The following is a 23,596-nucleotide window of genomic DNA, read 5'->3' as shown; positions in this document are numbered from 1 at the left end:
CGATCACAATCGCACAACCTCGGCGGCCCCAGCGCCCGGGACCGGATCAGGTACTTCGGACCTGGATCGCCGGGTGAGCCGGGTCGTGGTGCTCGATGACGACGGTGGCGGCAACGGCCGGGTCGCACTGCGCCTGGTACGCACGCCAGCCCGGGATGAACTGCGTCTCGAACACCTCCCGAGCGGCGTCCTCCCCGCCGTATCGGTCGCGGTCGCGGAGCAGGCCGCGCCGAAGCATCTCGTCCTCGCCGATGTGCAGGTAGATGCCGACATCCCAGTACGGGCGCAGCGCGGTCTGCAACAGAAACACTCCATCGACAAGCAACACCGCGTCGTACGGCGCGGTGCCGGTCGCGCCGTCCGCGTCCCGATACCCCTGATCACCGCCCGGCCCTAGCGGAATCAGTAGTCCGGCGATCAATGCAGCCAGGTCGAAGTTGTCATCGAAATAGCCGGCTGATGCCACGCCCAGAGACTGCGGCCGCTCCTCGACCGGCCGGATGTAGTCGTCGACGCTGACCCGGATCGCTGGACGGATGCCGGACAAAGCGATGGCGAGTTCGTCGGCCAGCGTCGTCTTGCCGGCCGTGTCCGGCCCGTCCACCGCGACCCGCACCGGACGATCGCGGGAAATATCGTCGATGACCTCGACCAACTGCTTCAGCATGGCCTGCCGGGTCGTCACCTTGCGACCGTAGTGCCCCGACCTGAGGAAAGGCCAGACACGGTTTAGCGTGGCGTGATGGTGACTGGGGACGAGCGGCAGCAAGGGGTTATCGCGCGGGCTCAAGAGGTTCTGCCGCGGGACGAGCGGGTGCTCGGGGTGTACCTGATCGGGAGCTATGCGACGGGCGCCGCCGATCGGTTCAGTGATGTCGACCTACATCTCGTGGTGACCGACGACAGCCTGGACTGGTTCAGGGAGAGCTGGGACGACGTACTGCGCGAGCTCACCGGCCCGACCGTATTGACGGACGAGGTCCCGGGTTTGATTGGCGGATTGGGGATCACGCCGGACTGGTTGCACGTAGATCTGTTCGTGCACCCGTTGGCGTCGTTCGAACGGAATCACTACGACGGTGTGCGAGTGCTGTTCGACCGGGAAGGGACGTTGTTTCCGGACGGCAATATCGCTGCGAAGGGCGGTCTGCCCGGCGAACCGTACTGGCCGGCGCCGAACGTCAACCTATTCTTCTACTTCCTCGGGAACCTCGTCACGGTCCTCGGCCGCGACGAGCGGATCGTCGGCAACCAGGGCGTAGGCGCGATCCGCGATCAACTCGTCGCGCTCATGCTGGCCGAACGCGGCGTACGCCGGACCACCGGCGCCAAGCGCCTCAACGCCCTACTCTCCGACGAACAACGCGCCGCTCTCGAAGCCATCCCCGCTGCCGGCACCGATCCTGCCGACATCATCGCGGCGAATCAGTACATCTGCCGTCAGTTCATCACCCGCGGCACCGCCCTGGCCAAGCTGACCAACAACCCCTGGCCGGCCGAGTTCGTCGCCGCAACCCTCACTCACCTCCGCAATCACTTCCAGGTCGACTTCGCCTGACCCAGGCAACTCCTGATGGTTGCCGTAGGCATACACCTCGCATGCCTATGGCAACCAACCTGGGTTCACTGCAGGTGATAGTTGGCGAAGCGGGTCCGGAGATCCTTCTTGGAGAACTTGCCGACTGAGGTCTTCGGGACCTCGTCGATGAACTCGACCGCATCCGGGACCCACCACTTCGCGACGAGCGGGCGTAGGTATTCAAGGATGTCCTCGCCGGTCACTGTCGCACCCTCCTGGACGACGATGCACGCGAGCGGTCGCTCGTCCCACTTGGGATGTGGCACACCGATAACTGCGGCTTCTCGCACTGCCGGATGGGCCATCAGGAGGTTCTCCAGCTCGACCGAGCTGATCCACTCGCCGCCGGACTTCACCAGGTCCTTCGTCCGGTCGACGATCCGAACCGAACCGAACTGGTCGATCGCAGCAACGTCGCCCGTCTTCATCCAGCCGTCCTCGGTGTTCAGCTGGGCGCCGTCGTCGGGACGGTAGTACTCCGCGGCGATCCACGGGCCACGGACCTGGAGCTCACCAGTGGCCTCGTCGTCCCACGGCAGCGCCTCGATCGAACCGGGCTCGACGATGCGCACCTCGACTCCTGGCAGCGGCAGACCGGCCCGGGCACGCAGGTGCGCTTGCTCTTCCTCGGGAAGGTCGGCGTACCGCGCGGGAACGTGGGACGCGGTCGCGACCGGACTCGTCTCGGTCATCCCCCACGCCTGCAGGATCGGCCGGCCGAGCTTCTGCCGGAACGCCTCCGACAGAGCCAGCGGCACGGCAGAACCGCCGCACGGGATGCGTCGCAGCTTCGGCAACTCGACGCCGTCGAGCAACGGCAACAGCCCCTGCCAGATCGTCGGCACCCCAGCCGACAGCGTGACCTCCTGCTCCTTGAGCAGCTTGAGGATCCCCGCCGGAGTCATGTCCGGACCCGGGAACACCAGCGACGCGCCGGCCATCGGCGCGGCATGCGCCAGACCCCAAGCGTTCGCATGGAACATCGGCACGACCGGCATCACGGTGTCCGTCTCGGTCAGCCCGATCCCGGAGTTCGTCAGTACGCCGATCGAGTGCAGCCAGGTCGACCGATGCGAATAGACCACGCCCTTCGGGTGCCCCGTCGTACCGCTCGTGTAGCACATCGCGGCGGCCTGGTTCTCGTCCTCGACGTGGAACTCGACCGGCTCCGCCGCGGCCAGCAGCTCCTCGTAGTCGTGGAACCGCGGGTCGTCCGGGACCTCCGCACCCGGCGCCCCAGGCGGCAGGTCGTCCATCACGACCACGTGCCGGACCTCCGGGAGCCGCTCGAGCAGCGGCAGGAACGCCCCCAGTAGCGAGCGGTCGACGAACACGACCTCGTCCTCGGCGTGATTCGCGATGTAGACGATCTGGTCGGGGAAGAGCCTGATATTGAGCGTGTGGAGCACCCTGCCCGTGCAGGGCGCGGCGAAGTACAGCTCGAGGTGGCGCCCTGAATTCCACGCGAACGTCCCCACGCGGCCGTCCGCGGTGATCCCGAGAGTGTCCAGGACGCCGCCCAGACGTCTGGTCCGCTCGGCCCACTCGGCGTACGTCCTCTTGGTCGGCGCCGGACCGCCGGTGTAGACGGTCTTGTCCGGGTAGAACTGCTCGGCCCGGCGGAAGATCGTGTCCAGGGACAGTTGGTAGTTCTGCATCAGACCCTTCATGCAGACACTGTGCCAGCCGCCACGGCGCCTTGGCCATGACCTCAACCGGACTTTCTCCGGCACTCTTCCGGAACCCGTCGCCTGAGGCAACAGCTACCGACCGATTCCGAAACACTCGCGTCTGATAGATGACATGACATACGTGTCGTGTAACATATCGGCCATGAAGGTTGTCGAGGAGCTTCGCTATCTCGTGCTGGCGATCCAGCGTGAGGGCAATCGGCTGCTCGCCGCCGAGCTGCGCCCACTGGGCATAACGCCTTCCCAGGCAGAGGTTCTGCGCGTCCTGAGGGACCACGGTCCGCTCACGCTCAACGCTCTCGGCGGACTGCTCGTCTGCGAGACCGGCAACAGCCCGAGCCGCCTCGTCGATCGCCTCGTCGCCCAAGGACTGGTGAAACGCGGCATCGACAAGGTCGACCGGCGTTACCTGACGCTCAGCCTCACCACGCAGGGCCGGGCCCTGCACCGCCGCATCGTGACCGCGGAAAACCGGCTGCACCGCACCATGGACGACCTCGTCGCCGGACAGGCCCTCGACGAGACCATCAGCACGCTCCGCACGCTCGCCGGCGCCTTCCCGGCCGGCGCGGCCCTGGCCCGTCGCCGGGATCCCGAACTCGCCACTCAGGAGAACTAGTCATGGAACAGGCCACCGAAATCATCCACGCCGGTCCCGCGGCGATCCGCCACGTCCTGCTCGACGCGCTCGCGCTCCCGGAGTGGAACGAGGCGTTCCTGGCCATCGACGGGCCCGCCGAGGCGGATCTCAGCAGCAGCTATGCGCTACGAGTCCGGCCTGGGTTCGCCGGCGAGCTGCAGTACACGGTGGTCGAGCCGGACCGGATCGAGATCAGCTGGCAGGTGCCCGGGTTCCGCGAGGTCGGGACGTGGACGATCGGCCCGGACAGCCGTGTCACCCACACGTTCGAGCAGTCCGGTCCGCTGGCGAACGTCCTGCGCCCGGCGTACCGGAACATCGCCACCATCCGCCTGGCCCGCCTCGCCAACCGCGTCCGCCAGTTCAGCCACGCTGCCTGACGGTCGACCCGCTGCCGCCGTACGCTCCCTGCCATGCTCATGGAGATCCGTGGCACCAGGCTGTACGTCGACCAGCGCGGACCTCAGGATGCGCCGCCGCTGCTGTTCATCCATGGAGGACCTGGCGCGGGCTCCTACGACTTTCTGGCGTTCCAGGGCGATCGGATCAGCCAGAGTTTCCGGCTGATCGCAGTGGACCAGCGCGGCGTACAGCAGTCCGACCCGTTGACCGGACCGGTGAGCGAGCAGGACCTGATCGCCGACTTCGAGGCACTCCGCGAGAAGCTTGGAGTGGAGCAGTGGTCGATCCTCGGCCACTCGTACGGCGGTCGGCTGGCACTCCGGTACGCCGTCGCTCACCCGGACGCCGTAACCAAGGTCGTCTTCGAGAACCCGGGCTGGGACATGGTCCTGGCCAGCGACACGCTCCTACGCGCAGCGCTCCCACTGCTCCCCGGCGTGGAGGCCCCGCCACCCCACACTGGTCCGGCAACGAAGGCCATGTGGGACGAGCGCATCGCAGTGATCGCTCAGCTCGGCGACCGCAGGATGGAGATCTACACCGGTCCGGACGCCCGGGATCTCCAACTGCCGGCGGACACCGAGATCTCCGACGAGTACCACTCGCGCTCCGGCCATTTCCACGACCAGATCACCAGATCGGCCAGCTTCGGCCAGCCAGTCCTGCAGTACTTCGCTCAGCTCACCCAGCCCGCTCTACTGATCAAGGGCGAGTACGACCCGGCCACCAGCGAGCAGGAGATCCAGCTGTTCCGCTCCGGCGTACCGAATGGCACCTATTACTACGCGGCCGGCACCGGCCACTTCACGCACGCCGAGCAGCCTGACCTCTACGCCGAGCTGGTGACCGAGTTCTTGCTCAGCTGAACGCGAGCGGTACTGCGCGCTTGTGAGCGGTGCGGCGGTGGGTAGCGATGATCGTGCTCGCCGCCTTGTCGTCGACGTCGAGACCCTCGAGGAAGTCGTCGATCTCGTCGTAGGTGACGCCCAGCACGGCCTCGTCGGGTACGCCGGGGTTGTTCGTCTCCAGGTCGGCCGTCGGCACCTTGCCGGTGGTCTCCGGGTCCGCACCGAGCCGCTCGCCGACCGCGCGGACGCGACGCTTGTTCAGACCGGACAGCGGCGTCAGGTCGCAGGCGCCATCGCCGTACTTGGTGAAGAAGCCCATCACCGCCTCCGCCGCGTGGTCCGTGCCGATGACCAGCGCGCCGCGGGCACCAGCCACGACGTACTGCGAGACCATGCGCTGGCGTGCCTTGATGTTGCCGACGTGGAAGTCCTCGCGGTCACCGAGCCCGGCGTGCCGCACCGACTCGACCATGGCGTCGGTGGCCGGCTTGATGTTCACGTCCAGCGTCTCGTCCGGCTTGATGAACTGAAGTGCGCGCTGCGCGTCCGCCTCGTCGGCCTGCACGCCGTACGGCAGCCGCATCGCGATGAACGTCGCCTGACCGCCCTCGGACCTGATCCGCTCGACCGCTAGCTGCCCGAGCCGCCCTCCGACCGCGGAGTCGACGCCGCCGCTGATGGCGAGCACGTAGCCCGCCGCGCCGGTCGTCCGGAGCCGGTCGGCCAGGAACTCCACCCGCTGCTCGATCTCGGTGTCCACGTCGAACCTCGCGGGCACGCCGAGCTCGGCGATGATCAGTTCCTGCAGGTAACGGCTCTCGGGATTCATCGGACTCCTCACGACGCCAGGCCCCGGACATAAGGATTCCCCGCGCACCCGGAAGAGCTCACTTACCCTTGCTGCCTTCCGGCCCTGGGGGGTTTGGGCGAGATACCGCCACGCGGGGAACCAGCCATGAGTGTACGGGATCCCTCTGGCCAACCGGGAATCGGACTCCCACCGCACACGCTCTGAGCGAACAGCCTGGCCGCCTGACCCGATCCAGGTTCACTCTGGATGAGTGACGGATCATCAATTCGGCCCCTTCGGAATCACGACCGGGCTTGACAGCAGTGCTGACTCGATTGCCGCGGCACAGGCGGCGGAGGAGCTCGGGTATCCGGCGATCTGGCTGTCCGGCGGTCCGCTGCCCGGGCTGCAGACGATCGTCGACCTGGTCGGAGCGACGACTGCGATCAAGTTCGTCAGCGGGATTCTGGGGGTGACGCTTTACACCGCGGCTGACGTGAGTACGACGTACGCCGCACTGGAAGCGACCGCGCCGGGACGGTTCACCGCGGGCCTTGGTGGAGCGCACGGTCCCAAGCCGATCGCCACGCTCAACTCGTATCTGGACGAGCTGGACGTACCTGTGGAGCGTCGGCTGCTCGCTGCGCTCGGTCCGAAGATGCTGGCGTTGGCCGGCGAGCGGACTGCCGGTGCGTACCCGTTCCTGACCAGTGCGGCGTACTCCGCCGAGGCGCGGAAGGTGCTAGGCCCGGACAAGCTCCTGGCCGTCAGCCACCTCGTCGTACTCGAAACGGACGCAGACCGGGCGCGGGCGATCGCTCGGGACACGATCAGCTTCTTCACGCGCATTCCGGGGTACATCGCGTCGTTGAAGCGGCAGGGGTTCGGTGAGAGCGATCAGGCTGAGCTGCCGGACCACATGGTCGACGCGCTGGCGGCGTGGGGTAGTCCGGCCGATATCAAGGCCAAGCTGACCGAGCATCTGGACGCTGGTGCCGACCATGTCGCGGTGAACGTGCTCACTGGTGTGACCGGTCCTCAGCCGATCGAGCAGTGGCGGACGCTAGCTCCCACTCTGCTCGGCTAGCGGCTTCTCGTAGAGGCGGGCGATCGACTCGAGCTTGTCGTACCGGTATGGGCGCTCCTCACCGGTCGGCTCGAATCCTTGCCGCTGCCAGAAGCCAGTGGCGACCTCAGCGTTGGTGTCGACGACGGCGAGGCGCAGCGTGCGGATCTCGGGCCACGTGGTCGCGACGTACCGCTCGACGAGGTCGTACGTCGTCCTGCCGTAGCCGAGGCTCTGGTGCTTGGCGTGGACCTCGAGCAGACCTATGAAGGCGGTGTGGTCGTTCGGGAAGCCCCTGAGCAGGTCGACGACTGCAACCAGCTGGTCCGCGGCGAAGGCGCCCAGTACGACCTTCGACTCCTCCGGGAGGTCCTCCGGCCGCATCAGCAGCAGGCTCTGCGCGTCGGCCGGGCCAGGCGGGTAGCCGGTGATGCGCTCGGTGTACCCAGGATCGGACTCGATCAGCTCCTGCAGCGCGTCATCGTCTCCCGGGCCGATCGGCCGCAGTACCAGCTCATCCATGCGGCCGACCCTAGATGAGCAGGCCGACCACCAGCAGCACAATTAGCAGCGCTGCGATCGCTATACCGGCTCGTTTGCTGCCGAAGCGTCTGAGAGCTATCGCCAACGGTCCGATGGGTTTCACCGTCGCTCCAATCGTTTCTTCTGCACGTCGGTGTAGAGGACACCTGCCAGCGTCACGAGGACGAACGGGACGCCGAGCGCACCGTGACCGACAAGCGCCAGTCCGGCCGCAAGCAGTACTGCGAAACCGAAGGCGATCCAGGTGGCGATCGCGTGCCCGGTGCAGGCGTGATTTCACGGTCTCCACCGGTACGGCCAGCACCTCGGCGCACTCCTCCAGGCTCAGGTCCTCCAGGTGGAACAACACGAGCACGTCCCGTTCCAACAGAGGCACGCCGCCCACAAGCCGCCGGTACGTCGATCCGATCGACCACGTGGTCCGCCGGATCGGGTTCGTCGTACTGCGTGAGCTGCGGCTGGTCGGCGTACTTGTCCCGCAGTTGGTTGACCACGCCGCGACGGGCGATCGTGAAGAGCCACGCGGCGAACCGGTCCGGCTCTTTGAGGCGCGACAGCCCGCGGACGACGCCCAGCCAGACCTCCTGCGACACGTCGTCGGCCACGTCATCGCGGCCCAGCATCTGCCGCACAGACCCCCAGACCGGCCCGTGCCACCCCCGCACCAGCTCAGCGACCGCCTCCCGGTCCCCCAGCTGAGCCCGCGCCACCACCGCCACCCAACTCCGCTCCACCCGTCACCTCCTTCACCCCCACAGTCGCCCAACCCACCTCCAAGGTTCACGCCCCGATTTCGGATTCCCCCGCCCCCTTCGGTATCCTCTCCGCTTGGAGGATTCGCCTAGAGGCCTAGGGCGCACGCTTGGAAAGCGTGTTGGGGGCAACCCCTCACGAGTTCGAATCTCGTATCCTCCGCCACCACTCCCAGAGTGAAGAAACCGCAGGTTAGACGGCGGTTACCACGCTAGGGCGATGGACAGAGAAGAGGGCGGGTCGCGTGTGCGACCGGCCCTCTGATCCTTCAGCGTCTCAACAGCTCTCTCAAGCCGAGCCCGAGCGCCCTTGGCCCCCTCTCCGCTGAGCGCCCAGAGCAATCTGCCGACCGGCTCCGCGACGTCGACCCGTACCTCGCCATGATTCGCTGGCAGTGTTCCACCAGGGTCGAGGACGACCACCTCATCACGTCCACCACTGCGCGGTTCGGCACACCGAGCGAGAACACCATGTGGCCATGTACCGTGCAGGCCATCTCGAATCCCGTCGGCGACAAGCAGCGGCAACGGCCCTTCGCTCTAGGCGGACTACCGGTGATGTAGTGACGCCGGTCCAGATTAACTAGCTGACCAAGTTTCGGGCCACCAGCAGCACAAAGGCTATCTTTTCTGGCACGGTCACCGGGGCGCGCCGGGGTCAAACGCCATCGCATTCATCGCGTGGCACCGACATCCTCTCCACGGGCGGGGCGGCAATCAGGTACATTCATCGCCTGCGCATCTTCGCAGAACACCATGATGAATTCTTTATAACCGGCGTTGAAGAGCTTAAAATCTGGCCCTCCCACTTTATCCGCGACCTGGACCGGAGCGAGCGTTGAAAGCATCGAACTCGTGATTGTCTTCTGCGCCGCCCACGCCTTCGGGCTGCCATACACTGCCACTCGATTTGCTTGGTCCCGGTACGCGCGGCGTGCGATCTCGAAGTTCGCAAGTGTGGGCCTGATTGCGTTATACGGGATCTTCGGATCCTTAGCTCGCGCATCGACTGCTCGCCAGGCGTCATAGCCACGATCCCGATACGTCGCCGCCGCCTTCAGATAGTCGGCGTAGACCTCAGATCTACTAGCGCGAGCCTCCTTCTCTTTGTCCGCGGTCGTGGTTGCGCGGGCCACCAACCAGGTGCTCCCAACAGCGATTATGGCAACTAGCAGGGTAATCCCATGGGTGATCCATTCCTTCCTTCTCTCCCTCTTCCGGTCTTTCTCTGCCTCGGTACGAGACCCATCGGGATTGCTCATCAGTCCCCAAACCCCCTGGCGGCTGTGCCAGCTGACCCACAAGAGAGCCAGCGATGCCGCAGCTGATACATCACTGGTATCAACTGCTTGGAACCGATATCGTTACCAAGTCGTCGGTTGAGGCTAGGGATTACGGAGATCGGTTCGATTCCGATCGGCGCCTTGGCTCTGATCGTCCTCGCACTACTGCTAGCAAGGCTCGTTGGTCTGGAACTAGAGGACATCACCCCAGGAGCCAGGCTGCCGCGAGGCGGGAAGGAGGCACGCGTGCGCAAGTTCGCGCGGCTGTTCACAGGAACCACGCTCGAACCTGCTTGGACGATCGGCCTAGGTTATGTAGCCGGTCCGCTCTCCTAACCTGAACCGACGAAGGGCAACCCTGGCCGGATGTTCACCTCCGCCAGGTTGCGCTACGCCTATCACCTGGCGTGTTCCAGCCCTTCGGACGCGACCAGCTGCTGACACCAGTGCGCCGGGTGGGTCTCAGAGTGGGTCTCATCCACAGCCGTACGTGGGCGTTCGCCATCGTCCAACGGGACGACAGCCTCAGACTCAGTCCGAAAGGCCCGGCCGGACTTGATTGGGAATCGTCGTCTTGGAAGGCGTGTTGGGGCCAGCCCCTCACCACCTCGAATCTCGTATCGTGCGCCAGTTTCCTTGAGGCACACATAGTCGCGTCTCCGCAGGTCAGAGCATGGTTCGGAGAACGACGGAGGGCCGGACGCTCAGCGTCCGGGCACTTCTGCATGTTTCGGGGGTGTCAAGAGCTCTCAGCAGGCGTGAGAACGTCACCGGCTCCCGGGTTACCGGCATAGGCAGAAGGGGTTGCCGTGGGGGTCGAGCATTACTCGGACTTGGGGTTGGGGCTGGTTGTCGGCGAGGGTGGCGCCTGCTTGGAGGGCCCGGGTGACGGCCTCGTCTAGGTCGTCTACGTTGATGTCGAGGTGCATTGTCGCGTTCTGGTGGCCGGGCTTGCTGGGCCAGACTGGCGGGTTGTGCTCCTGGTCGGACTCGATGTTGATGCCTGGGAGCGTCCTGTCTGCGTCGCCCTCGGGTGGGTGGAGCTGGAACCAGCCACCCTTCGGGCCTTCGTCTACGATCTGCCAGCCGAGCAGGCGCTCGTAGAAGGTGGCCAACTCGCGGGTGTGCGGCGGCGGTGCGGCCGTGATTGTGACGGCCCCGATTCGCATTCGTGGTTGCGTCATGCCGTGACGGTACGCCCGCGGTTAGCTGCGTAGTTGGGTGTTGAGGCGGGCGGCTTGGCGGGTTAGGTGGTTGCGTTCGGGGAGGTTGGGGGCTGTGCGGGCGGCCTCGGCGTACAGGTGGGCTGCTGTGGCTGGGTCGCCGGCGCGTTCGTGGAGGTAGGCCGCTGCGGCGGTCCACCGAGGTAAGGCAGGGTCCAGGTCGGCCAGAGCGGCTAGGCCGGCGCGTGGGCCGTCTGCTTCGCCTAGTGCGACGGCTCGGTTGAGCCTGGCTACCGGGTTGTCGGTGAGGCGCACCAACTCGTCGTACCACTCGACGATCTGCACCCAGTCCGTTTCCTCGGCGGTCTGGGCGTCAGCGTGGAGGGCCGCGATTGCGGCCTGGGCCTGGAACTCGCCCAGGCGGTCGCGGGCTAGTGCAGTCTGGAGTACGTCGACGCCCTCGGCGATCAGACGGGTGTCCCACAGGCTGCGGTCCTGCTCTGCGAGCGGTACGAGGCTGGCGTCGGCGCGGCTCCGTGCTGGGCGCCTGGCGTGGTGGAGCAGCATGAGTGCGAGCAGGCCGGCGACCTCCTCGTGGTTGGTTATGGCCGCCAGCTGCCGGGTGAGTCGGATCGCCTCGGCGGCGAGGTCTACGTCACCGGAGTACCCCTCGTTGAAGACCAGATAGAGCACGCGGACCACCGTGGCGACGTCGCCGGGCTGGTTGAAGCGGACGCTCGAGACGGTCCGCTTGGCCCGGCTGATCCGCTGGGCCATCGTTGCTTCAGGCACCAAGTAAGCCTGGGCGATCTGACGCGTGGTCAGACCGCCGACCGCGCGCAGCGTCAGCGCGACCGACGATGCCGGAGTCAGGGACGGATGCGCGCACAGGAAGTACAGCTGGAGCGTGTCATCCAACGCTCCAGCCGGGCCGGGTGTCGGCTCGGACTCGACCCGTTCCTCGCGGTGCCGACGCGAGTTCTCGGCGCGGGTCGCGTCGAGGAACTTGCGCCAGGCAACAGTCACCAGCCAGCCCTTGGGGTCCCGCGGCGGGTCGTCCGGCCAGACGCGCACGGCCTCGACCAGAGCATCCTGTACGGCGTCCTCGGCCGGCGCGAAGTCAGCTCCACGCCGTACGAGAACACCGATCACCGCGGGCACGAGGTCCCGCAGCACTTGCTCGTTCACTCGGTGACCGTCGGCGGCTCGCCCCAGAACGGCCGGACCTCGAGCCATTCGTGGAGCGGCTTGCCGCCGGGGCCTGGGGCCGCGGACAGCTCAGCAGCCAGCTCCACCGCACGGTCCCACGACTCCACGTCGATCACGTACCACCCGGCGATCAGATCCTTGGTCTCGGCGAACGGTCCGTCGGTCACGGGCGGCTGCCCCTCCCCGCCGTACCGCACGAACGCGCCGTCGGGCGTCAGCGCCTGCATGTCGACGAACTCGCCCGTCTCCTCCAGCCGGGCGCCGAAGTCGGTCATGAACTGCACATGTGCGTTGACCTCGTCCGGCGTCCACTGGTCCATCGGACCGGCATCGACGACGGGGGCCGGGCCGCCCTGGTAGTGCTTGAGTAGCAAGTACTTGGCCATCAGATTCTCCCTGTCTCAGTTGAGCTGTTCGGCGAGGCCGACGATGACGCCCCCGAGGGCGCGGACGTAGCAGAGCCGGTAGCTGTCGCCGTACTGCACGACCTCAGCGACGAGCTCGGCGCCGTGTTCGCGGAGGCGGGGCAGCAGCTCTTCGATGTTGTCGACGCGGTACATGACGCGATGCATGGCGACGCTGTGGTACGGCGCGTTCTCCGGTACGGCGGGACTCGCCACGGGCGTCAGGTACTGCGACAACTCGAGCCGTCCGTGCCCGTCCGGAACCCGCATCATCGCGATCTCGCAGCGAATGCCGTCGATCCCGACCGTCTTGTCCGCCCACGGCCCCTCGACCTGCGTCCGCCCCTCCAACTCCAGCCCAAGCTCGATGAAGAAGGTGACGGCGGCATCCATGTCCTCAACAACAATGCCGACGTTATCCATCTGGATCATGACGGTGTCTCTCCTAGCTCTTCGCGACCTCTTACACCCCCGGGACGAAGCCACTACCAGGTTCTCGACATCCTCAGCCGAAGAGTCCTGGAATTAGTTCACGCGGGCGCGGTCGAAGTCGAAGCGGTCGGCTGGGGCGCACAGGTTGCGGTGGAGGAGTTCCACCTGGCGGGCTGCTTCGTCGGCGGGCTCGGCGAGTGCCCAGACGAAGCCGTTCACGATCAGTTGGTTGAACTCGTCGCCGCCGAGGCGGGCCGATCGTGGGAGTTGCTCGGCAACGAGTCTGGTGACGGTCGACTTGCCGGCGCCGGGCATGCCGGTCACCAAGAAGCACGGCTCAGGCATCGCGGTTGCCTGGGGAGACGAGGCCGGTTTCGTAGGCGAGGACGACCGCCTGGGCTCGGTCGCGGAGGGTTAGTTTGGCGAAGATGCGGGCGACGTGGGTTTTCACGGTGGCCTCGCTCAGGGCGAGTTCCGTGGCTAGCTCGGCATTAGACAGGCCTTGGCCCATCAGGGTGAGGACCTCCAGTTCACGCGGCGTCAGGCTGGTCAGGTCGCGGTGGATGGCTGGTTGCGCCGCGGCCGGTACGGCGAACCGTTCTACGAGGCGGCGGGTGATGGACGGGGCCAGGAGCGCGTCGCCGGTGGTGACCAGGCGTACGGCGGCTGCCAGGTGCTCCGGCGTGACGTCCTTCAGGAGGAAGCCACTCGCGCCGGCTGCGAGCGCGGCGTACACGTAGCGATCGAGGTCGAAGGTAGTGAGGATCAGGACGCGGCAGTCGGTCGGGCCGGCGAGGATCTGGCGGGTGGCCTCGAGGCCGTCCATGACGGGCATGCGGATGTCCATCAGTACGACGTCCGGGTGCAGCCGTCGTACGGCGTCGACCGCCTCCGCACCGTCCGCGGCCTCGCCGACCACCTCGATGCCGCGGGCTTTGAGGATCATCTGGAAGCCGGTCCGCACCAGGGCCTGGTCGTCCGCGATCACCACTCGGGTAGTCATGGGCGCTCCAGCGGCAGCTTGGCGCGGACCCGGAAGCCGCCGCCCAGACGACGCCGGGCGTCCAGGTCACCGCCGTACACGGCCACCCGCTGCTTCAGACCGAGCAGACCACGTCCACCGCCTTCTGGAGCCGGCGGTCGACCGCCGGTCAGGATGCTAGGCCCGGTGTTGAGGATCTCCACGCGCAAAGCATGAGGCGCGTACCGGACTGTCACCTCAGCCTTCACACCGTCGCCGTGCTTCAGCGCGTTCGTCAGCGCCTCCTGGATGATCCGGTACGCCGTGACGTCGAGGCCCGTCGGGAGCGGTCGAGGCTCTCCCGAGACCCGCACTTCCACAGGTAGTCCAGCAAAGGCGATCCGGTCGATCAGCTCACTGAGCCGGCTCAGACTCGGCTGCGGCGACAGGGCCTCGTCATCCTCACCTGAGGCCTTCGGCGCCAGCAGACCGAGTAGGTGGCGCAGTTCAGCCATGGTGTCGCGCCCCGCCGCCTCTACTGCGAGCAGAGCCGCCTCCGCATCACCAGGCGAGGTTGCCAGGACCTGCCGCGCCGCACCGGTCTGGATGACCATGACGCTGACGTTGTGGCTCACGATGTCGTGCAGGTCGTGCGCTATCCGCGCCCGCTCCGCGTCGACGGCGTTGCGGGCCGCGGTCTCCCGTTCGCGCTCCAGCAACCACCCGCGTTCCTCCAGCGCTCGGGTGTGGGCACGCCGCGCCCGGAAGAGCGCGAACGCGAGCACACCGGCCAGCACGGCGAGTACAGCGACGAGCAGCCACAAGAGGGTCACAGCATCCACTGTCCCAAAGCTGTTCGGCAAAGCGCATCATCCGCCCGGCGCACGCCGTACATCTGCAGGATGACGGCCTGCGGAGATTACCCCGGCAGGTTGACGTCAGCGTCGGCCGAGCAGCCCTAGCGTGAGCAGCATGACGGAGGACCTAGGCAACGAACAGGCGGTCGTACGGCTCACCGCCGTACGCAAGGAGTACGGCGAATCGGTCGCGCTCGACGGGGTGTCGCTGGAGATCCACGCCGGTGAGGCGGTCGCGGTCATGGGACCGTCCGGCAGCGGCAAGTCGACATTGCTCAGCATGGTGGCCGGACTGGACCGGCCGACGTCAGGAGCCGTCGTGGTGCACGGCGACGACCTGGGGTCACTGAACGAGAAGGGGCTGGCACTGTTCCGGCGCCGCCGGATCGGTATGATCTTCCAGTTCTTCAACCTGCTGGACGACCTGTCGGCTCTCGACAACGTCGCACTGGCCGCGCAGCTCACCGGTACGTCGGCCGCGCACGCACGGAAGCGCGCACTCGAGCTCTTCGAGGAGCTGGGCATCGGTGACCGCCGCAACACGTACCCAGCGCAGCTGAGTGGCGGTGAGCGACAGCGTGTCGCGGTAGCACGCGCACTGATGAACCGGCCGGCGATTCTGCTCGCTGACGAACCCACTGGTGCGCTGGACACCCGCGCCGGCGAGCAGGTGATGGACCTCCTGCTGGACCTCAACCAGATCGGTCAGACGCTGCTGTTGGTCACCCACGACCAGCAGCTCGCCACGCGGTGCGCCAGCCGGGTCATCGACTTCGTCGACGGGCAGATCGCCGGCGAACGCAGTCTGGAGCGTACGTCGTGAGCGCCGTCTGGCCGGTGTCGCGCGCAGCGGTACGCCGACGTCGCGTGCAGACCGTGGTGATCGGAGTCGTCGTACTGCTCTCCACCACGATGATCGTGGTCGCACTGGGGTTGCTGGCTGCGTCGAGCGGTCCGTTCGACCAGGCGTACGCGCGGCAGAGCGGTGCTCACCTGGTGGCGTCGTACGACCCGAGCAAGGTCAGCGACAGTCAGCTGACCAAGTCGGCGTCGGCTGCGAAGGCGTACTCCGGTCCGTTCGCGATGGCGACGCTGGGACAGGGACTCAACGGGAATTTCGGCGCACCGGAGTCCCTGGTGACGGTTGGACGCGCGGATCCGGGCGGACCGGTCGACCGCCTCAACGTCTGGAAGGGGCGCTGGGCGGCCAAGGCCGGCGAGATCGTGCTGAACCGGAACCCCACTGCGTCAGAGGGGTTCGGAGCACCGACTCTCGGATCGACCATGAGGCTGGCGGGGCAGACGCTGACGATCGTCGGGTTCGCGTACAGCGTGAGTCAGTCGGCCGATGCGTGGGTCGCACCGGCGCAGATGACCTCGCTGAAGCCGACAGCCACGCAGATGCTGTACCGCTTCGCTCAGGCGGCGACCAACGAACAGGTGTCTGCCGGCCAGACCGCAGTGACGTCCGGACTGCCGTCCGGCGCGCTGGTGGGCACACAGTCGTACCTCGGGCTGCGAGCGCTCGCCACAGGTGAGCCGAACACGTTTGTGCCGTTCCTGATGGTGTTCGGCTGGCTTGGGCTGGCGGTCGCAGTCCTGATTGTCGCCAACGTGGTCAGTGGCGCTGTGGTCTCCGGCTTCAAGCACATCGGCGTACTGAAGTCGCTGGGGTTCACACCGACACAGGTGATGGCGGTGTACCTGACGATGATCTCCATCCCGGCGATCGTCGGATGTGCCGGCGGCACTGTGCTGGGTAACGTGCTCGCAGAGTCCTTACTGACAAGGGCTTTCGAGAACTATGGCGCCGAGGGTGTCACCGTTCCGATCTGGGTCGACGTGGTCGTCGTGCTCGGCGTACCGGTGCTGGTGGCGCTGTCTGCTCTACTGCCTTCGCTGCGCGCGCGGAGTCTGTCGGCAGCTGAGGCGATCAGTGCAGGCAGCGCTCCGCGGGCTGGGCGTGGGCTGCGGGTCCAGCGTTGGCTCAGCGGTACCCGGCTGCCGCGATCTGTGTCTCTTGGGCTGGGACTTCCGTTCGCACGGCCGGCCCGTACGGCGTTGACGCTGGCGGCCGTCGTACTTGGGGTGACGAGTGTGACGCTGGCGGTGGGGCTCGGGAAGTCGCTGACGACGTACCAGACTGCTGCTAGCCGAGTGGACGCCGTGGACGTGTCGCTGTTCGCGCCCCCGGATAACGGCGGGCCAGCGCCGAACGATCCTCAGGCACCACCTGCGCCCAAACTGAGCGATGCGGCAGACGAGGCCCTGATCCGGTCGACTCCGGGCGCGGTGTCGGTGACGGCGAGTACCGACCTGCCGATGCGGCTGGCTGGAACCAGTACTGATCTGCGGGTGTCCTTCTATCGCGGGGACTTCGAGCAGCTCGGCTACCGGATCCTTGACGGGCGCTGGTTCGACGGTCCGGGTCAGGTGGTCGTCTCTGAGCGGTTCCTGCGGCAGCGTGGTCTGGCCGTCGGCGACACCATCACACTGCAGTCGGAGGGGAAGACCGTCCGGGCGCAGATCGTCGGGAAGGCCATGTACAACTCAGGCGACGAGGTGCTGTCGAACTGGCAGACGCTGGCGCTGGTGGCGCCGTCGCTGCGGGCGTCGCTGTACGAGATCAACGTCAAGCCGGGTACGGACCTGGATGCGTTCGTGCAGGCGGTGCAGAAGGGCGACTCGGGTCTGATGCGGACCGACGGGCAGGATGCCGGCACCTTCGTGGCGATCGTGCTGGCGACTGTCGTACTGCTCACTCTGATGCTGGGGACGGTAGCGGCGCTGGGTGTGTTCAACACCGTGATCCTCAACACCCGCGAACGCCGCCGTGACCTCGGCATGCTCAAGTCCATCGGTATGACCCCCGCCCAGGTCACCGTCATGGTCGTCACCTCGATGGCTGCCCTGGGCGCACTCGGCGGCGTGCTGGGTATTCCGTTGGGCATCATCGCGCATCGCCTGGTAGTCCCGGCGATGGCCAATGGCGCCCAGGTGGCGATCCCGGCGTTCATGCTCGACGTCTACCCCTGGTCGCTGCTGACCCTCCTGATCCTCGCCGGCATCCTCATCGCCGCAGCCGGCGCCTACTTCCCTGCGCGGTCAGCAGCCCACACCACGATCGCCAAGGTTCTCCACAACGAATGAAAACTGTCGGAAGGCCTTGATAGGAAGGCTTTCATGGGCGACAGAGCGCGAGTGGTGGTATCAGTGACGGCCTCGGTCGACGGACGGGTGACCGTCGGCCGGGACCGTCTCCTGCTGTCCGAGGAGGCCGGGAAGCTGTGGCATTCGTTGTGGCCGGAAGGGTTCATGACAATGAATGGTGCGCGGACTGCGTTGTTGGAGGAGCTTTATGCGCCGACGGCGATCCTCGAAGGCAGCGGGACGTTCGTCATTGCCGACACCGGTCCGTTAGAGTTGCCTGAGGCAACCACCTCGTACGACGACTTCCTGCCGGACGACGTGGTGAACGATCCGCGACATCGCAAATGGTTCACAGTTGTGGACAGTCGCGGGCGGGTCCTGTGGACGGAGAAGGGCGGGGGCGGGATCGACCTGTTGGTCCTCACCTCCCGTGCCACGCCGACGGCATATCTGGCGTATCTGCAGCGCGAGAACATCCCGTACCTCGTCGCCGGCGAAGACCACGTGGATCTGGAGCTTGCGCTGCGCCGGATGCGCGAGCGGCTCGGCGTCACGTGCGTCGTGTCCGAGGCTGGCGGCGGGCTGAACGGCGCCTTGCTGCGCGAGGATCTGGTCGACGAGCTACATCTGATTCTGTTCCCTGCTGCTATCGGAGGTGCCGGTGTGCCGACGGTGTTCGACGGACCTGAGCTCGTGCCCGGGGCGCTCCCGACCAAACTGCGACTCGTGTCCAGTAGCACCACAGCCGACGGCGTGGTGAGCCTCCGCTACGAGGTGGCCCGATCTGCACGATATGCAGTTGCTGGATGAGATTGACTTGGCGCATGGACGAGGTGGTGGCGGGTAATCGGGCGGTCTGGGAGCAGGCTTCGACCAAGCACGTGAGGGAGTACGACGAACTGCTCGAGACGGCTCGGGGAGACGGGCTGCTGCTGGAGCGGGAGCTTGGGTTGCTTGGGCCGGTGCTGGCTCGTCGGCCGGTAGTGGTGCATCTGCAGAGTGGGCATGGGTTGGATGACATCGGGCTCGTCAAAGCGGGCGCGCAAAGAGTCATCGGGATCGACTACAGCTCGGTGGCGGCGGGTGCGGCGCAACGGCGTGCTCGCGAGCTGGGCATGGCGTGTCACTACCTGGTGGCGGAGGTGCCCGGCGTACCGGTGCAGGATGCGTGCGCGGATCTCGTCTACACCGGCAAGGGCGCGTTGATCTGGATGCGGGACCTCGACGCGTGGGCGCGGGACATTGCTCGGGTACTGCGGCCCGGCGGGCACCTGTTCATATACGAAGCGCATCCGGCCGTCCCGTTGTGGACGTGGGACGAGGACGAGCCGCGGATCCGGCCGGATCGCAGCTACTTCGCCGAGTCACACGTCAACGACACGTTCCCCGGCAACGGCGCTCGTGAATGGCAGTGGAATCTCGGCCAGATCGTCACAGCGATCACCGCGGCCGGCCTGCACCTCGAAACCCTCGAGGAGTACGCCGACCCGTTCTGGCGACCGCAGGACGATACCAACGCCGCCGCGTGGTCCGGCCGCCTGCCGAACTCCTACGCGCTCCTGGCTCGCCGCTGACCGCGGATCACCAGGTACTCAGCCGGCAGCACCAGACTGGACCCTGAGGTGTTGTTCCGCTCGAAGAGCTCGACCAGGTCCTGACGAAGCGCCGGCCACCTAGAGCCGAGCGCCTCGCGAGCGAGCACCACGGGGCCGAACTGCGTGGCATAGCAGTCCACCGCCTCGGCGACCGACGGGTGATGGATCATGCCCATCTCACGATTGAACGACAGCTCGATCCCCTCGAACAGCGATCGCACCGTGTCCTCGGATCCCCAGGCCAGCGGCGGATCGACGTACTCCGGAGCGGGCGGCAGATACGCACCCACCACGCGGAAGAACTCGCCGATCGTCCCTTCCGGCGTCCACGCACACAGACCGAGCCGGCCGCCCGGCCGCAGTACGCGAGCCATCTCGCCGGCGACGACCGCGTGGCGCGGCGCGAACATGCAGCCGAAGCTCGACAGCACCACATCGAAGCTCCCGTCCGGGAACGGCAACTCCTCGGCATCGCCTTCAACCCAGTCGATCGCGAGCCCCGCTCCGCGCTCGCGAGCCTTCGCCAGCATGGCCGGCGTGAGATCGAGGCCGGTGACGCGAGCACCGGTCCGCGCGGCCGGAATGGTTGCGTTCCCCGTCCCGCAAGCCACGTCGAGTACGTCCTCACCAGCGCGGACGGCCAACGCGTCGACCAGCCGTTGACCGACCTCGTACAGCCCCTCCTCGCGCATCATCGCGTCGTAGTCGCCCGTGGCCCACGTCGTCCGGACCGACTCCTTGTACTGCGCCAACCTCTGCATACCACCCACCATCGACCAAACCCGCCCCCGCCGCGTCACCCGAACAGGCCATTCAGAGCAGCCCCAGTCCTGTCGCGCGCGACACCGCCGCGGCACGAGTCGAGCAGTCCAGCCGGGTGAAGATGTTCGCCACATGCCGATGCACGGTGTGCTCGCTGATCACCAGCTGCGCAGCAATCTCCCGGTCACCGAGCCCGTCGGCGATCAACCGCAGTACGTCGAGCTGACGTGCACTGAGGACAGGCGGGCCGGCCAGTCCGAGCGCCACCAGCAACTCCGCTTCGTCCCGGCGCGGCACGGGGATTGCCGACAGCGCCGTACGAGCTTCGCGGCGGGCGGCCTCGGTCCGACCGAGCATCAGCAGGCCGCGGGCAAACTCCAATCGCGCATGCGCGGTTTCGAAGGGAGCCAGGCCGTCATACAGATCAACGGCCTCCTCCAGACAGGTGCAGGCATCCTCATGCTCGCCGCGAGCCGCGGCATAGATGCCCTCCGCAAACCGGGCCGCCGCCCGAAGTGGCCGCGTCTGCAGCAGATCGGCGATCGAGCAGAACTCGGCCAGATGGATCGCCGCCGCCTCATGTTCCCCCAACGCCACCTCAGCCCGGACCAGCAGCTCAAGCGGCCAAGCCCGACTGACCGAACCGGCCGGGATCCGCCGCAACATCCGCTCCAGTACGTCGCGCGCCGCAGCCGGATCACCCCGGTCGAGGCTCAGCTCCGCCAACCCGCGCCTGGCCAGCGGATGCGACGAAACCTCGTTGAACAAGGCCTCCGCCTGCTCGACCTGTCCTTGCCGGCGACGCAGCTCACCGAGACGTACGACCGCCTCGGCACGCCAGTACGGGCGCTTGGCCGTGAGGTCCTCGTGCGCTTTCGTCAGCTCCCGCTCGGCCGCACTCCAGTCGCCGTGCCAGCCGAGGATCGCCGCGTAGTGCGCCCGGCACACACCAGTGACGAACCGGGCCTCCATCCGCCGGCTGAACTCCTCCACCTGCCGGCACCACTGCGCCCCGCGCTCATAATCCCGGATCTCCTCGCACGCCGAGATCAAGCGACAGCACGTCCACGCCGCCGGCGCGAGATTCTCGTACTCCCCGGCCAGCGCGGCCGCCGTCGCCTCGTCCAGACACCGCATGCCCTGCCCGACAGCGCCTTCCTCCACCAGCGCAAGGCCCTCGGTTGCCAGACTGAACATCTCCAGATCGACCGCCCGATGCCGACGCCCGAGTTCCTGAGCCTGTACGGCGAGTTCGCGCGCCCGACCGGTGTCGTGCCGACCGAGCGCAGCATGAGCCTCGAACACCCGGAGCCACCCGAGCTCCGGGCAGGGCTCCAGCTCCTCAAGCAGGCGAGCGGCCCGGTTGAACCAGCCCTCGGCTACCGCGCCGGCTCCGCGGAACTCGTTGTGATCGTCCCCGAGCCACAGCGCCATCCGCGCCGCAGCCCGCGCGTCATCAGCCTTCCGATACAGGCGATACGCCTGCTCCCGAGCCTCCAGACAGGCCGACACATCCTCCAGCCACCACGTCGCCCAGCTCAATCCTTCGAGAGCTTCAGCTGTCGTCGCAGTCTCGAGCGCTCGCTCGAACTGGCCGCGAGCGGCCGACCAGGCTCCGCGTGTCAACGCAGCCCGGCCGGCCGCCACGAAGTCCTCGGTCATGATCCCGACCGTAGACCCGGCGTCAGCCTCAGAGGTATGGCAGAAGCTCCGCCTCCTCGCGATCCAGATGCGCGTTGAGCTGAGCGATCAGCTCGTCGACGTGGGGCAGGATCTCCGCCGCTGGAGTCGCGGCCAACCGCTCCAGCTCCTCCAGCAGTACGGCGATCTTGTCGTGCTCGGTCTGCAGTACGGCGATGACGTCGGCCAGCTCGGGGTGCTGCTGGACCAGCGCCGGGAAGAGGCCGGTCGACTCGCCGGTGTGGTGATAGTGCAGGCCCTGGCAGGCAGTCAGGCAGTTGATCCGGAGCTGAGCGCCCAGCGTGCCGGACTTCGCGACCTCGGCCCGGATCAGCGAAAGCTCACGCCGGAACGCCGCATGGATCGTCTTCAAAGCCTCGGCAAACGAGCCACCCGTCGGTGGAGGACCCGGTCGCTGGACGAGCGCGACGACCGGGATGGTCCGCGTGGTGCGGGCCTGGTAGTCGCCCCACCCCGGATCAGCCTCGACCAGGCGCGCAAAGACCTCGTCGCGCTCGGGACCACGAAGTACGACCGCTGTTGCCGGGTAGGTGAAGAGGCCGAGGTCGACGGTGACCGCGGGATCGGCGAGCAGATTGTGGTACCAGGCCGGGTGTTTGGGGCTGCCGCCGGCCGAGCCGACGACGAGGACCCGGTCGCGGTCCGGGTAGTACCCCAGGATCGCGGTGCGCGGCTGCCCGGAGCGCGCGCCAGTTGTTGTCAGGAGCAACAACCTGGAGTTCTCGAAGGGACCGCCCACCTGGCCGGCGTTCGCCCGGAACTCGTCAATGAGCTGTGCGGTGAAATCGTTCAGGATTCGCTTCTCTCGTGTCTCGTGAAAGGAAATGCAGACGGGGAGAGAAACGCCCGGTGGAGCCCGCGCGGCGTTCAGAACGCAGCCGGGACCCCAACTCGTGAATGGCTGGAAGCAGCCGACCCGGCAGTCACGCCGCGATCGTACCCAAGCCCCCGGGCCAACCCAAGCAGGAGACAATGTCTACGTGTCCCAGGTGTCACTGCCCGATCGGCTGGTCCAGGCAGGGGTCGACCTCCTTGAGGAGGAGGGCCTCGCCAATCTCACCCTGCGCGCGATCGCCCGCCGTACCGGCGTCTCGCACGGCGCACCGCGCCGCTACTTCCCCACCCACAACGCGCTCCTGGCCGCGATCGCAGCGACCGGGCTGGCAGATCTGGCGGCCCGACTCACCCCGACCGACGGACCATCTGAGGACAGACTGGTCGACGCGGGGCGCCGCTACCTCGAGTTCGCCGCCGAACGCCCCGGCATGTTCGACCTGCTCTTCCGCCACGACCTGCTGGACGGGGCCGGCGGCAACCTCCGCGCGACGTCGCTCCCGCTGTTCCAGACCTTCGTCGACCTGGTCGCCGAGCTTCACCCCGACGAGGCCGAGCTCCGCGCCACCGCCCTGTGGACAAACCTCCACGGCCTGGCCACGCTCCGCGCCACCAACGCCTTGGAACTCCTCGGCACCACCGACCTCGCCCCGATGATCCGGTACGTCGTCCGCGCGCATACGGCCTGATCCCTTACCGAACGTCGTCGCGTGGATGCGAAACGTCGTATATCGCGCGCAGTTCGGCAAATCATTTCGGGAACTAGCGAAAAAACCTCATGAATGCTGTAACGGCGGGCACACTGCGCCGATAAACGGGACGAGTGACCCAGTGGGGGGACTACGTGGGAAGCTCCGGTGTTTCTTCGGGACCACCGCATGTGGAGGGGGCCTCGCAGGTGCTCACCCGGGGCGGGGTGAGCACCTGTTCGAGG

26 protein-coding genes, 1 tRNA gene, 1 other RNA gene and 1 pseudogene are annotated in these 23,596 nt (G+C 67.0%); 11 read left to right on the top strand and 18 right to left on the bottom strand.

Going from position 1 to position 23,596, the window contains the following annotated elements; translation table 11 throughout:
• Positions 1-46 precede the first annotated feature (46 nt).
• Entirely contained in the window at positions 47-685 is a 639-nt protein-coding gene (locus EV645_RS22060; RefSeq protein ID WP_198681780.1) for a nucleoside/nucleotide kinase family protein, read from the bottom strand.
• Between the two features lie 57 nt (positions 686-742).
• Here EV645_RS22060 and EV645_RS22055 point away from each other — a divergent pair, with 57 nt between their 5' ends.
• Positions 743-1,558 (top strand): nucleotidyltransferase domain-containing protein, encoded by an 816-nt coding sequence (locus EV645_RS22055; protein ID WP_130445863.1) that lies wholly within the window; start codon positions 743-745, stop codon positions 1,556-1,558.
• Between the two features lie 65 nt (positions 1,559-1,623).
• On the opposite strand, the gene EV645_RS22050 is transcribed toward EV645_RS22055, so the two are convergent.
• A complete protein-coding gene (locus EV645_RS22050) occupies positions 1,624-3,249 on the bottom strand; it encodes a long-chain fatty acid--CoA ligase (RefSeq protein WP_242000560.1) in 1,626 nt (541 codons plus the stop codon).
• A gap of 163 nt (positions 3,250-3,412) precedes the next feature.
• On the opposite strand from EV645_RS22050, the gene EV645_RS22045 reads away from it, so the two are divergent.
• Genes EV645_RS22045 through EV645_RS22035 form a run of 3 tightly spaced genes read left to right on the top strand, consistent with a single transcriptional unit; the run spans position 3,413 to position 5,178 of the window.
• On the top strand, positions 3,413-3,889 hold the full coding sequence (locus EV645_RS22045; protein WP_130445862.1) for a MarR family winged helix-turn-helix transcriptional regulator: 477 nt from the start codon (positions 3,413-3,415) through the stop codon (positions 3,887-3,889).
• Positions 3,890-3,891: 2 nt separating this feature from the next.
• Positions 3,892-4,290, top strand: coding sequence for an SRPBCC family protein (locus tag EV645_RS22040; RefSeq protein ID WP_130445861.1), 399 nt, complete (start codon positions 3,892-3,894; stop codon positions 4,288-4,290).
• A gap of 33 nt (positions 4,291-4,323) precedes the next feature.
• Positions 4,324-5,178, top strand: a complete 855-nt coding sequence (locus EV645_RS22035) for an alpha/beta fold hydrolase (RefSeq protein WP_130445860.1) — start codon at positions 4,324-4,326, stop codon at positions 5,176-5,178.
• On the opposite strand, the gene nadE is transcribed toward EV645_RS22035, so the two are convergent.
• Both nadE and ffs read right to left on the bottom strand, forming a co-directional pair.
• Entirely contained in the window at positions 5,171-5,989 is an 819-nt protein-coding gene (gene nadE, locus EV645_RS22030) for an ammonia-dependent NAD(+) synthetase (protein ID WP_130445859.1), read from the bottom strand. The two genes, EV645_RS22035 and nadE, sit on opposite strands and share 8 nt — an antisense overlap.
• 28 nt (positions 5,990-6,017) lie before the next feature.
• An RNA gene (gene ffs, locus EV645_RS22025) (signal recognition particle sRNA small type) lies at positions 6,018-6,114 on the bottom strand.
• 107 nt (positions 6,115-6,221) lie between these two features.
• On the opposite strand from ffs, the gene EV645_RS22020 reads away from it, so the two are divergent.
• Entirely contained in the window at positions 6,222-7,037 is an 816-nt protein-coding gene (locus EV645_RS22020; protein ID WP_130445858.1) for a TIGR03620 family F420-dependent LLM class oxidoreductase, read from the top strand.
• Here the strand turns inward: EV645_RS22020 and EV645_RS22015 are convergent.
• The 3 genes and pseudogenes from EV645_RS22015 to EV645_RS43395 form a co-directional block, all read right to left on the bottom strand.
• The gene (locus EV645_RS22015) at positions 7,014-7,538 is read right to left on the bottom strand and encodes a GNAT family N-acetyltransferase (protein WP_130445857.1); all 525 of its coding nucleotides are present in this window, start codon (positions 7,536-7,538) and stop codon (positions 7,014-7,016) included. The two genes, EV645_RS22020 and EV645_RS22015, sit on opposite strands and share 24 nt — an antisense overlap.
• Before the next feature lie 10 nt (positions 7,539-7,548).
• Positions 7,549-7,908 (bottom strand): sigma factor-like helix-turn-helix DNA-binding protein, encoded by a 360-nt coding sequence (locus EV645_RS43400; protein WP_422386637.1) that lies wholly within the window; start codon positions 7,906-7,908, stop codon positions 7,549-7,551.
• A gap of 133 nt (positions 7,909-8,041) precedes the next feature.
• Positions 8,042-8,224, bottom strand: a pseudogene (locus EV645_RS43395) (RNA polymerase sigma factor); the annotation flags it as partial.
• Positions 8,225-8,389: 165 nt separating this feature from the next.
• Between EV645_RS43395 and EV645_RS22005 the strand changes: the two are divergent.
• A tRNA-Ser gene (locus EV645_RS22005) sits at positions 8,390-8,477 on the top strand.
• Positions 8,478-8,985: 508 nt separating this feature from the next.
• Here EV645_RS22005 and EV645_RS22000 read toward each other — a convergent pair.
• From EV645_RS22000 to EV645_RS21965, 8 genes are all read right to left on the bottom strand, one after another.
• Positions 8,986-9,573, bottom strand: a complete 588-nt coding sequence (locus tag EV645_RS22000) for a hypothetical protein (protein WP_130445856.1) — start codon at positions 9,571-9,573, stop codon at positions 8,986-8,988.
• Between the two features lie 803 nt (positions 9,574-10,376).
• Positions 10,377-10,778 carry a VOC family protein gene (locus EV645_RS21995; protein WP_198681778.1) on the bottom strand — a complete coding sequence of 134 codons (402 nt, stop codon included), beginning with the start codon at positions 10,776-10,778 and terminating at the stop codon, positions 10,377-10,379.
• Between the two features lie 21 nt (positions 10,779-10,799).
• A complete protein-coding gene (locus EV645_RS21990) occupies positions 10,800-11,945 on the bottom strand; it encodes an RNA polymerase sigma factor (protein ID WP_130445855.1) in 1,146 nt (381 codons plus the stop codon).
• Positions 11,942-12,352, bottom strand: coding sequence for a YciI family protein (locus EV645_RS21985; RefSeq protein WP_130445854.1), 411 nt, complete (start codon positions 12,350-12,352; stop codon positions 11,942-11,944). The genes EV645_RS21990 and EV645_RS21985 overlap by 4 nt, the downstream gene beginning before the upstream one ends.
• Positions 12,353-12,367: 15 nt before the next feature.
• Positions 12,368-12,802, bottom strand: coding sequence for a VOC family protein (locus EV645_RS21980; RefSeq protein ID WP_198681776.1), 435 nt, complete (start codon positions 12,800-12,802; stop codon positions 12,368-12,370).
• Positions 12,803-12,895: 93 nt separating this feature from the next.
• Positions 12,896-13,147 (bottom strand): DEAD/DEAH box helicase family protein, encoded by a 252-nt coding sequence (locus EV645_RS21975; protein WP_198681775.1) that lies wholly within the window; start codon positions 13,145-13,147, stop codon positions 12,896-12,898.
• Positions 13,140-13,805 carry a response regulator gene (locus EV645_RS21970; RefSeq protein ID WP_130445853.1) on the bottom strand — a complete coding sequence of 222 codons (666 nt, stop codon included), beginning with the start codon at positions 13,803-13,805 and terminating at the stop codon, positions 13,140-13,142. Before EV645_RS21970 ends, EV645_RS21975 begins: the two co-directional genes overlap by 8 nt.
• On the bottom strand, positions 13,802-14,596 hold the full coding sequence (locus EV645_RS21965) for a sensor histidine kinase (RefSeq protein WP_242000559.1): 795 nt from the start codon (positions 14,594-14,596) through the stop codon (positions 13,802-13,804). The genes EV645_RS21970 and EV645_RS21965 overlap by 4 nt, the downstream gene beginning before the upstream one ends.
• A 139-nt stretch (positions 14,597-14,735) precedes the next feature.
• Between EV645_RS21965 and EV645_RS21960 the strand changes: the two genes are divergently transcribed.
• The 4 genes from EV645_RS21960 (at position 14,736) to EV645_RS21945 (ending at position 19,344) form a co-directional block, all read left to right on the top strand.
• Positions 14,736-15,443: an ABC transporter ATP-binding protein gene (locus tag EV645_RS21960; protein ID WP_130445852.1), complete on the top strand. Its 708-nt coding sequence runs from the start codon at positions 14,736-14,738 to the stop codon at positions 15,441-15,443.
• Positions 15,440-17,770: an ABC transporter permease gene (locus EV645_RS21955; RefSeq protein WP_130445851.1), complete on the top strand. Its 2,331-nt coding sequence runs from the start codon at positions 15,440-15,442 to the stop codon at positions 17,768-17,770. Before EV645_RS21960 ends, EV645_RS21955 begins: the two co-directional genes overlap by 4 nt.
• Before the next feature lie 63 nt (positions 17,771-17,833).
• Positions 17,834-18,580 carry a RibD family protein gene (locus EV645_RS21950; RefSeq protein WP_242000558.1) on the top strand — a complete coding sequence of 249 codons (747 nt, stop codon included), beginning with the start codon at positions 17,834-17,836 and terminating at the stop codon, positions 18,578-18,580.
• A 14-nt stretch (positions 18,581-18,594) separates the two neighbouring features.
• A complete protein-coding gene (locus tag EV645_RS21945; protein ID WP_130445849.1) occupies positions 18,595-19,344 on the top strand; it encodes a class I SAM-dependent methyltransferase in 750 nt (249 codons plus the stop codon).
• Here EV645_RS21945 and EV645_RS21940 read toward each other — a convergent pair.
• From EV645_RS21940 to EV645_RS21930, 3 genes are read right to left on the bottom strand one after another with little or no spacing between them, the layout of a single operon-like run.
• A complete protein-coding gene (locus tag EV645_RS21940) occupies positions 19,320-20,126 on the bottom strand; it encodes a class I SAM-dependent methyltransferase (protein WP_157997129.1) in 807 nt (268 codons plus the stop codon). The genes EV645_RS21945 and EV645_RS21940 overlap by 25 nt on opposite strands.
• A 52-nt stretch (positions 20,127-20,178) precedes the next feature.
• Complete coding sequence (locus EV645_RS21935) at positions 20,179-21,789, bottom strand: LuxR family transcriptional regulator (protein WP_130445847.1); 1,611 nt, start codon at positions 21,787-21,789, stop codon at positions 20,179-20,181.
• 28 nt (positions 21,790-21,817) lie between these two features.
• Entirely contained in the window at positions 21,818-22,597 is a 780-nt protein-coding gene (locus EV645_RS21930) for a nitroreductase/quinone reductase family protein (protein WP_277877089.1), read from the bottom strand.
• Positions 22,598-22,808: 211 nt separating this feature from the next.
• Between EV645_RS21930 and EV645_RS21925 the strand changes: the two genes are divergently transcribed.
• On the top strand, positions 22,809-23,351 hold the full coding sequence (locus EV645_RS21925; RefSeq protein ID WP_242000556.1) for a TetR/AcrR family transcriptional regulator: 543 nt from the start codon (positions 22,809-22,811) through the stop codon (positions 23,349-23,351).
• The last annotated feature ends 245 nt before the right edge of the window (positions 23,352-23,596 follow it).

The organism is Kribbella rubisoli (assembly GCF_004217145.1).
Taxonomy (GTDB): Bacteria; Actinomycetota; Actinomycetes; order Propionibacteriales; family Kribbellaceae; genus Kribbella; species Kribbella rubisoli.
The sequence above is the reverse complement of the archived record's forward strand: the minus strand, read 5'-3'. Positions and strand labels throughout refer to the sequence as shown.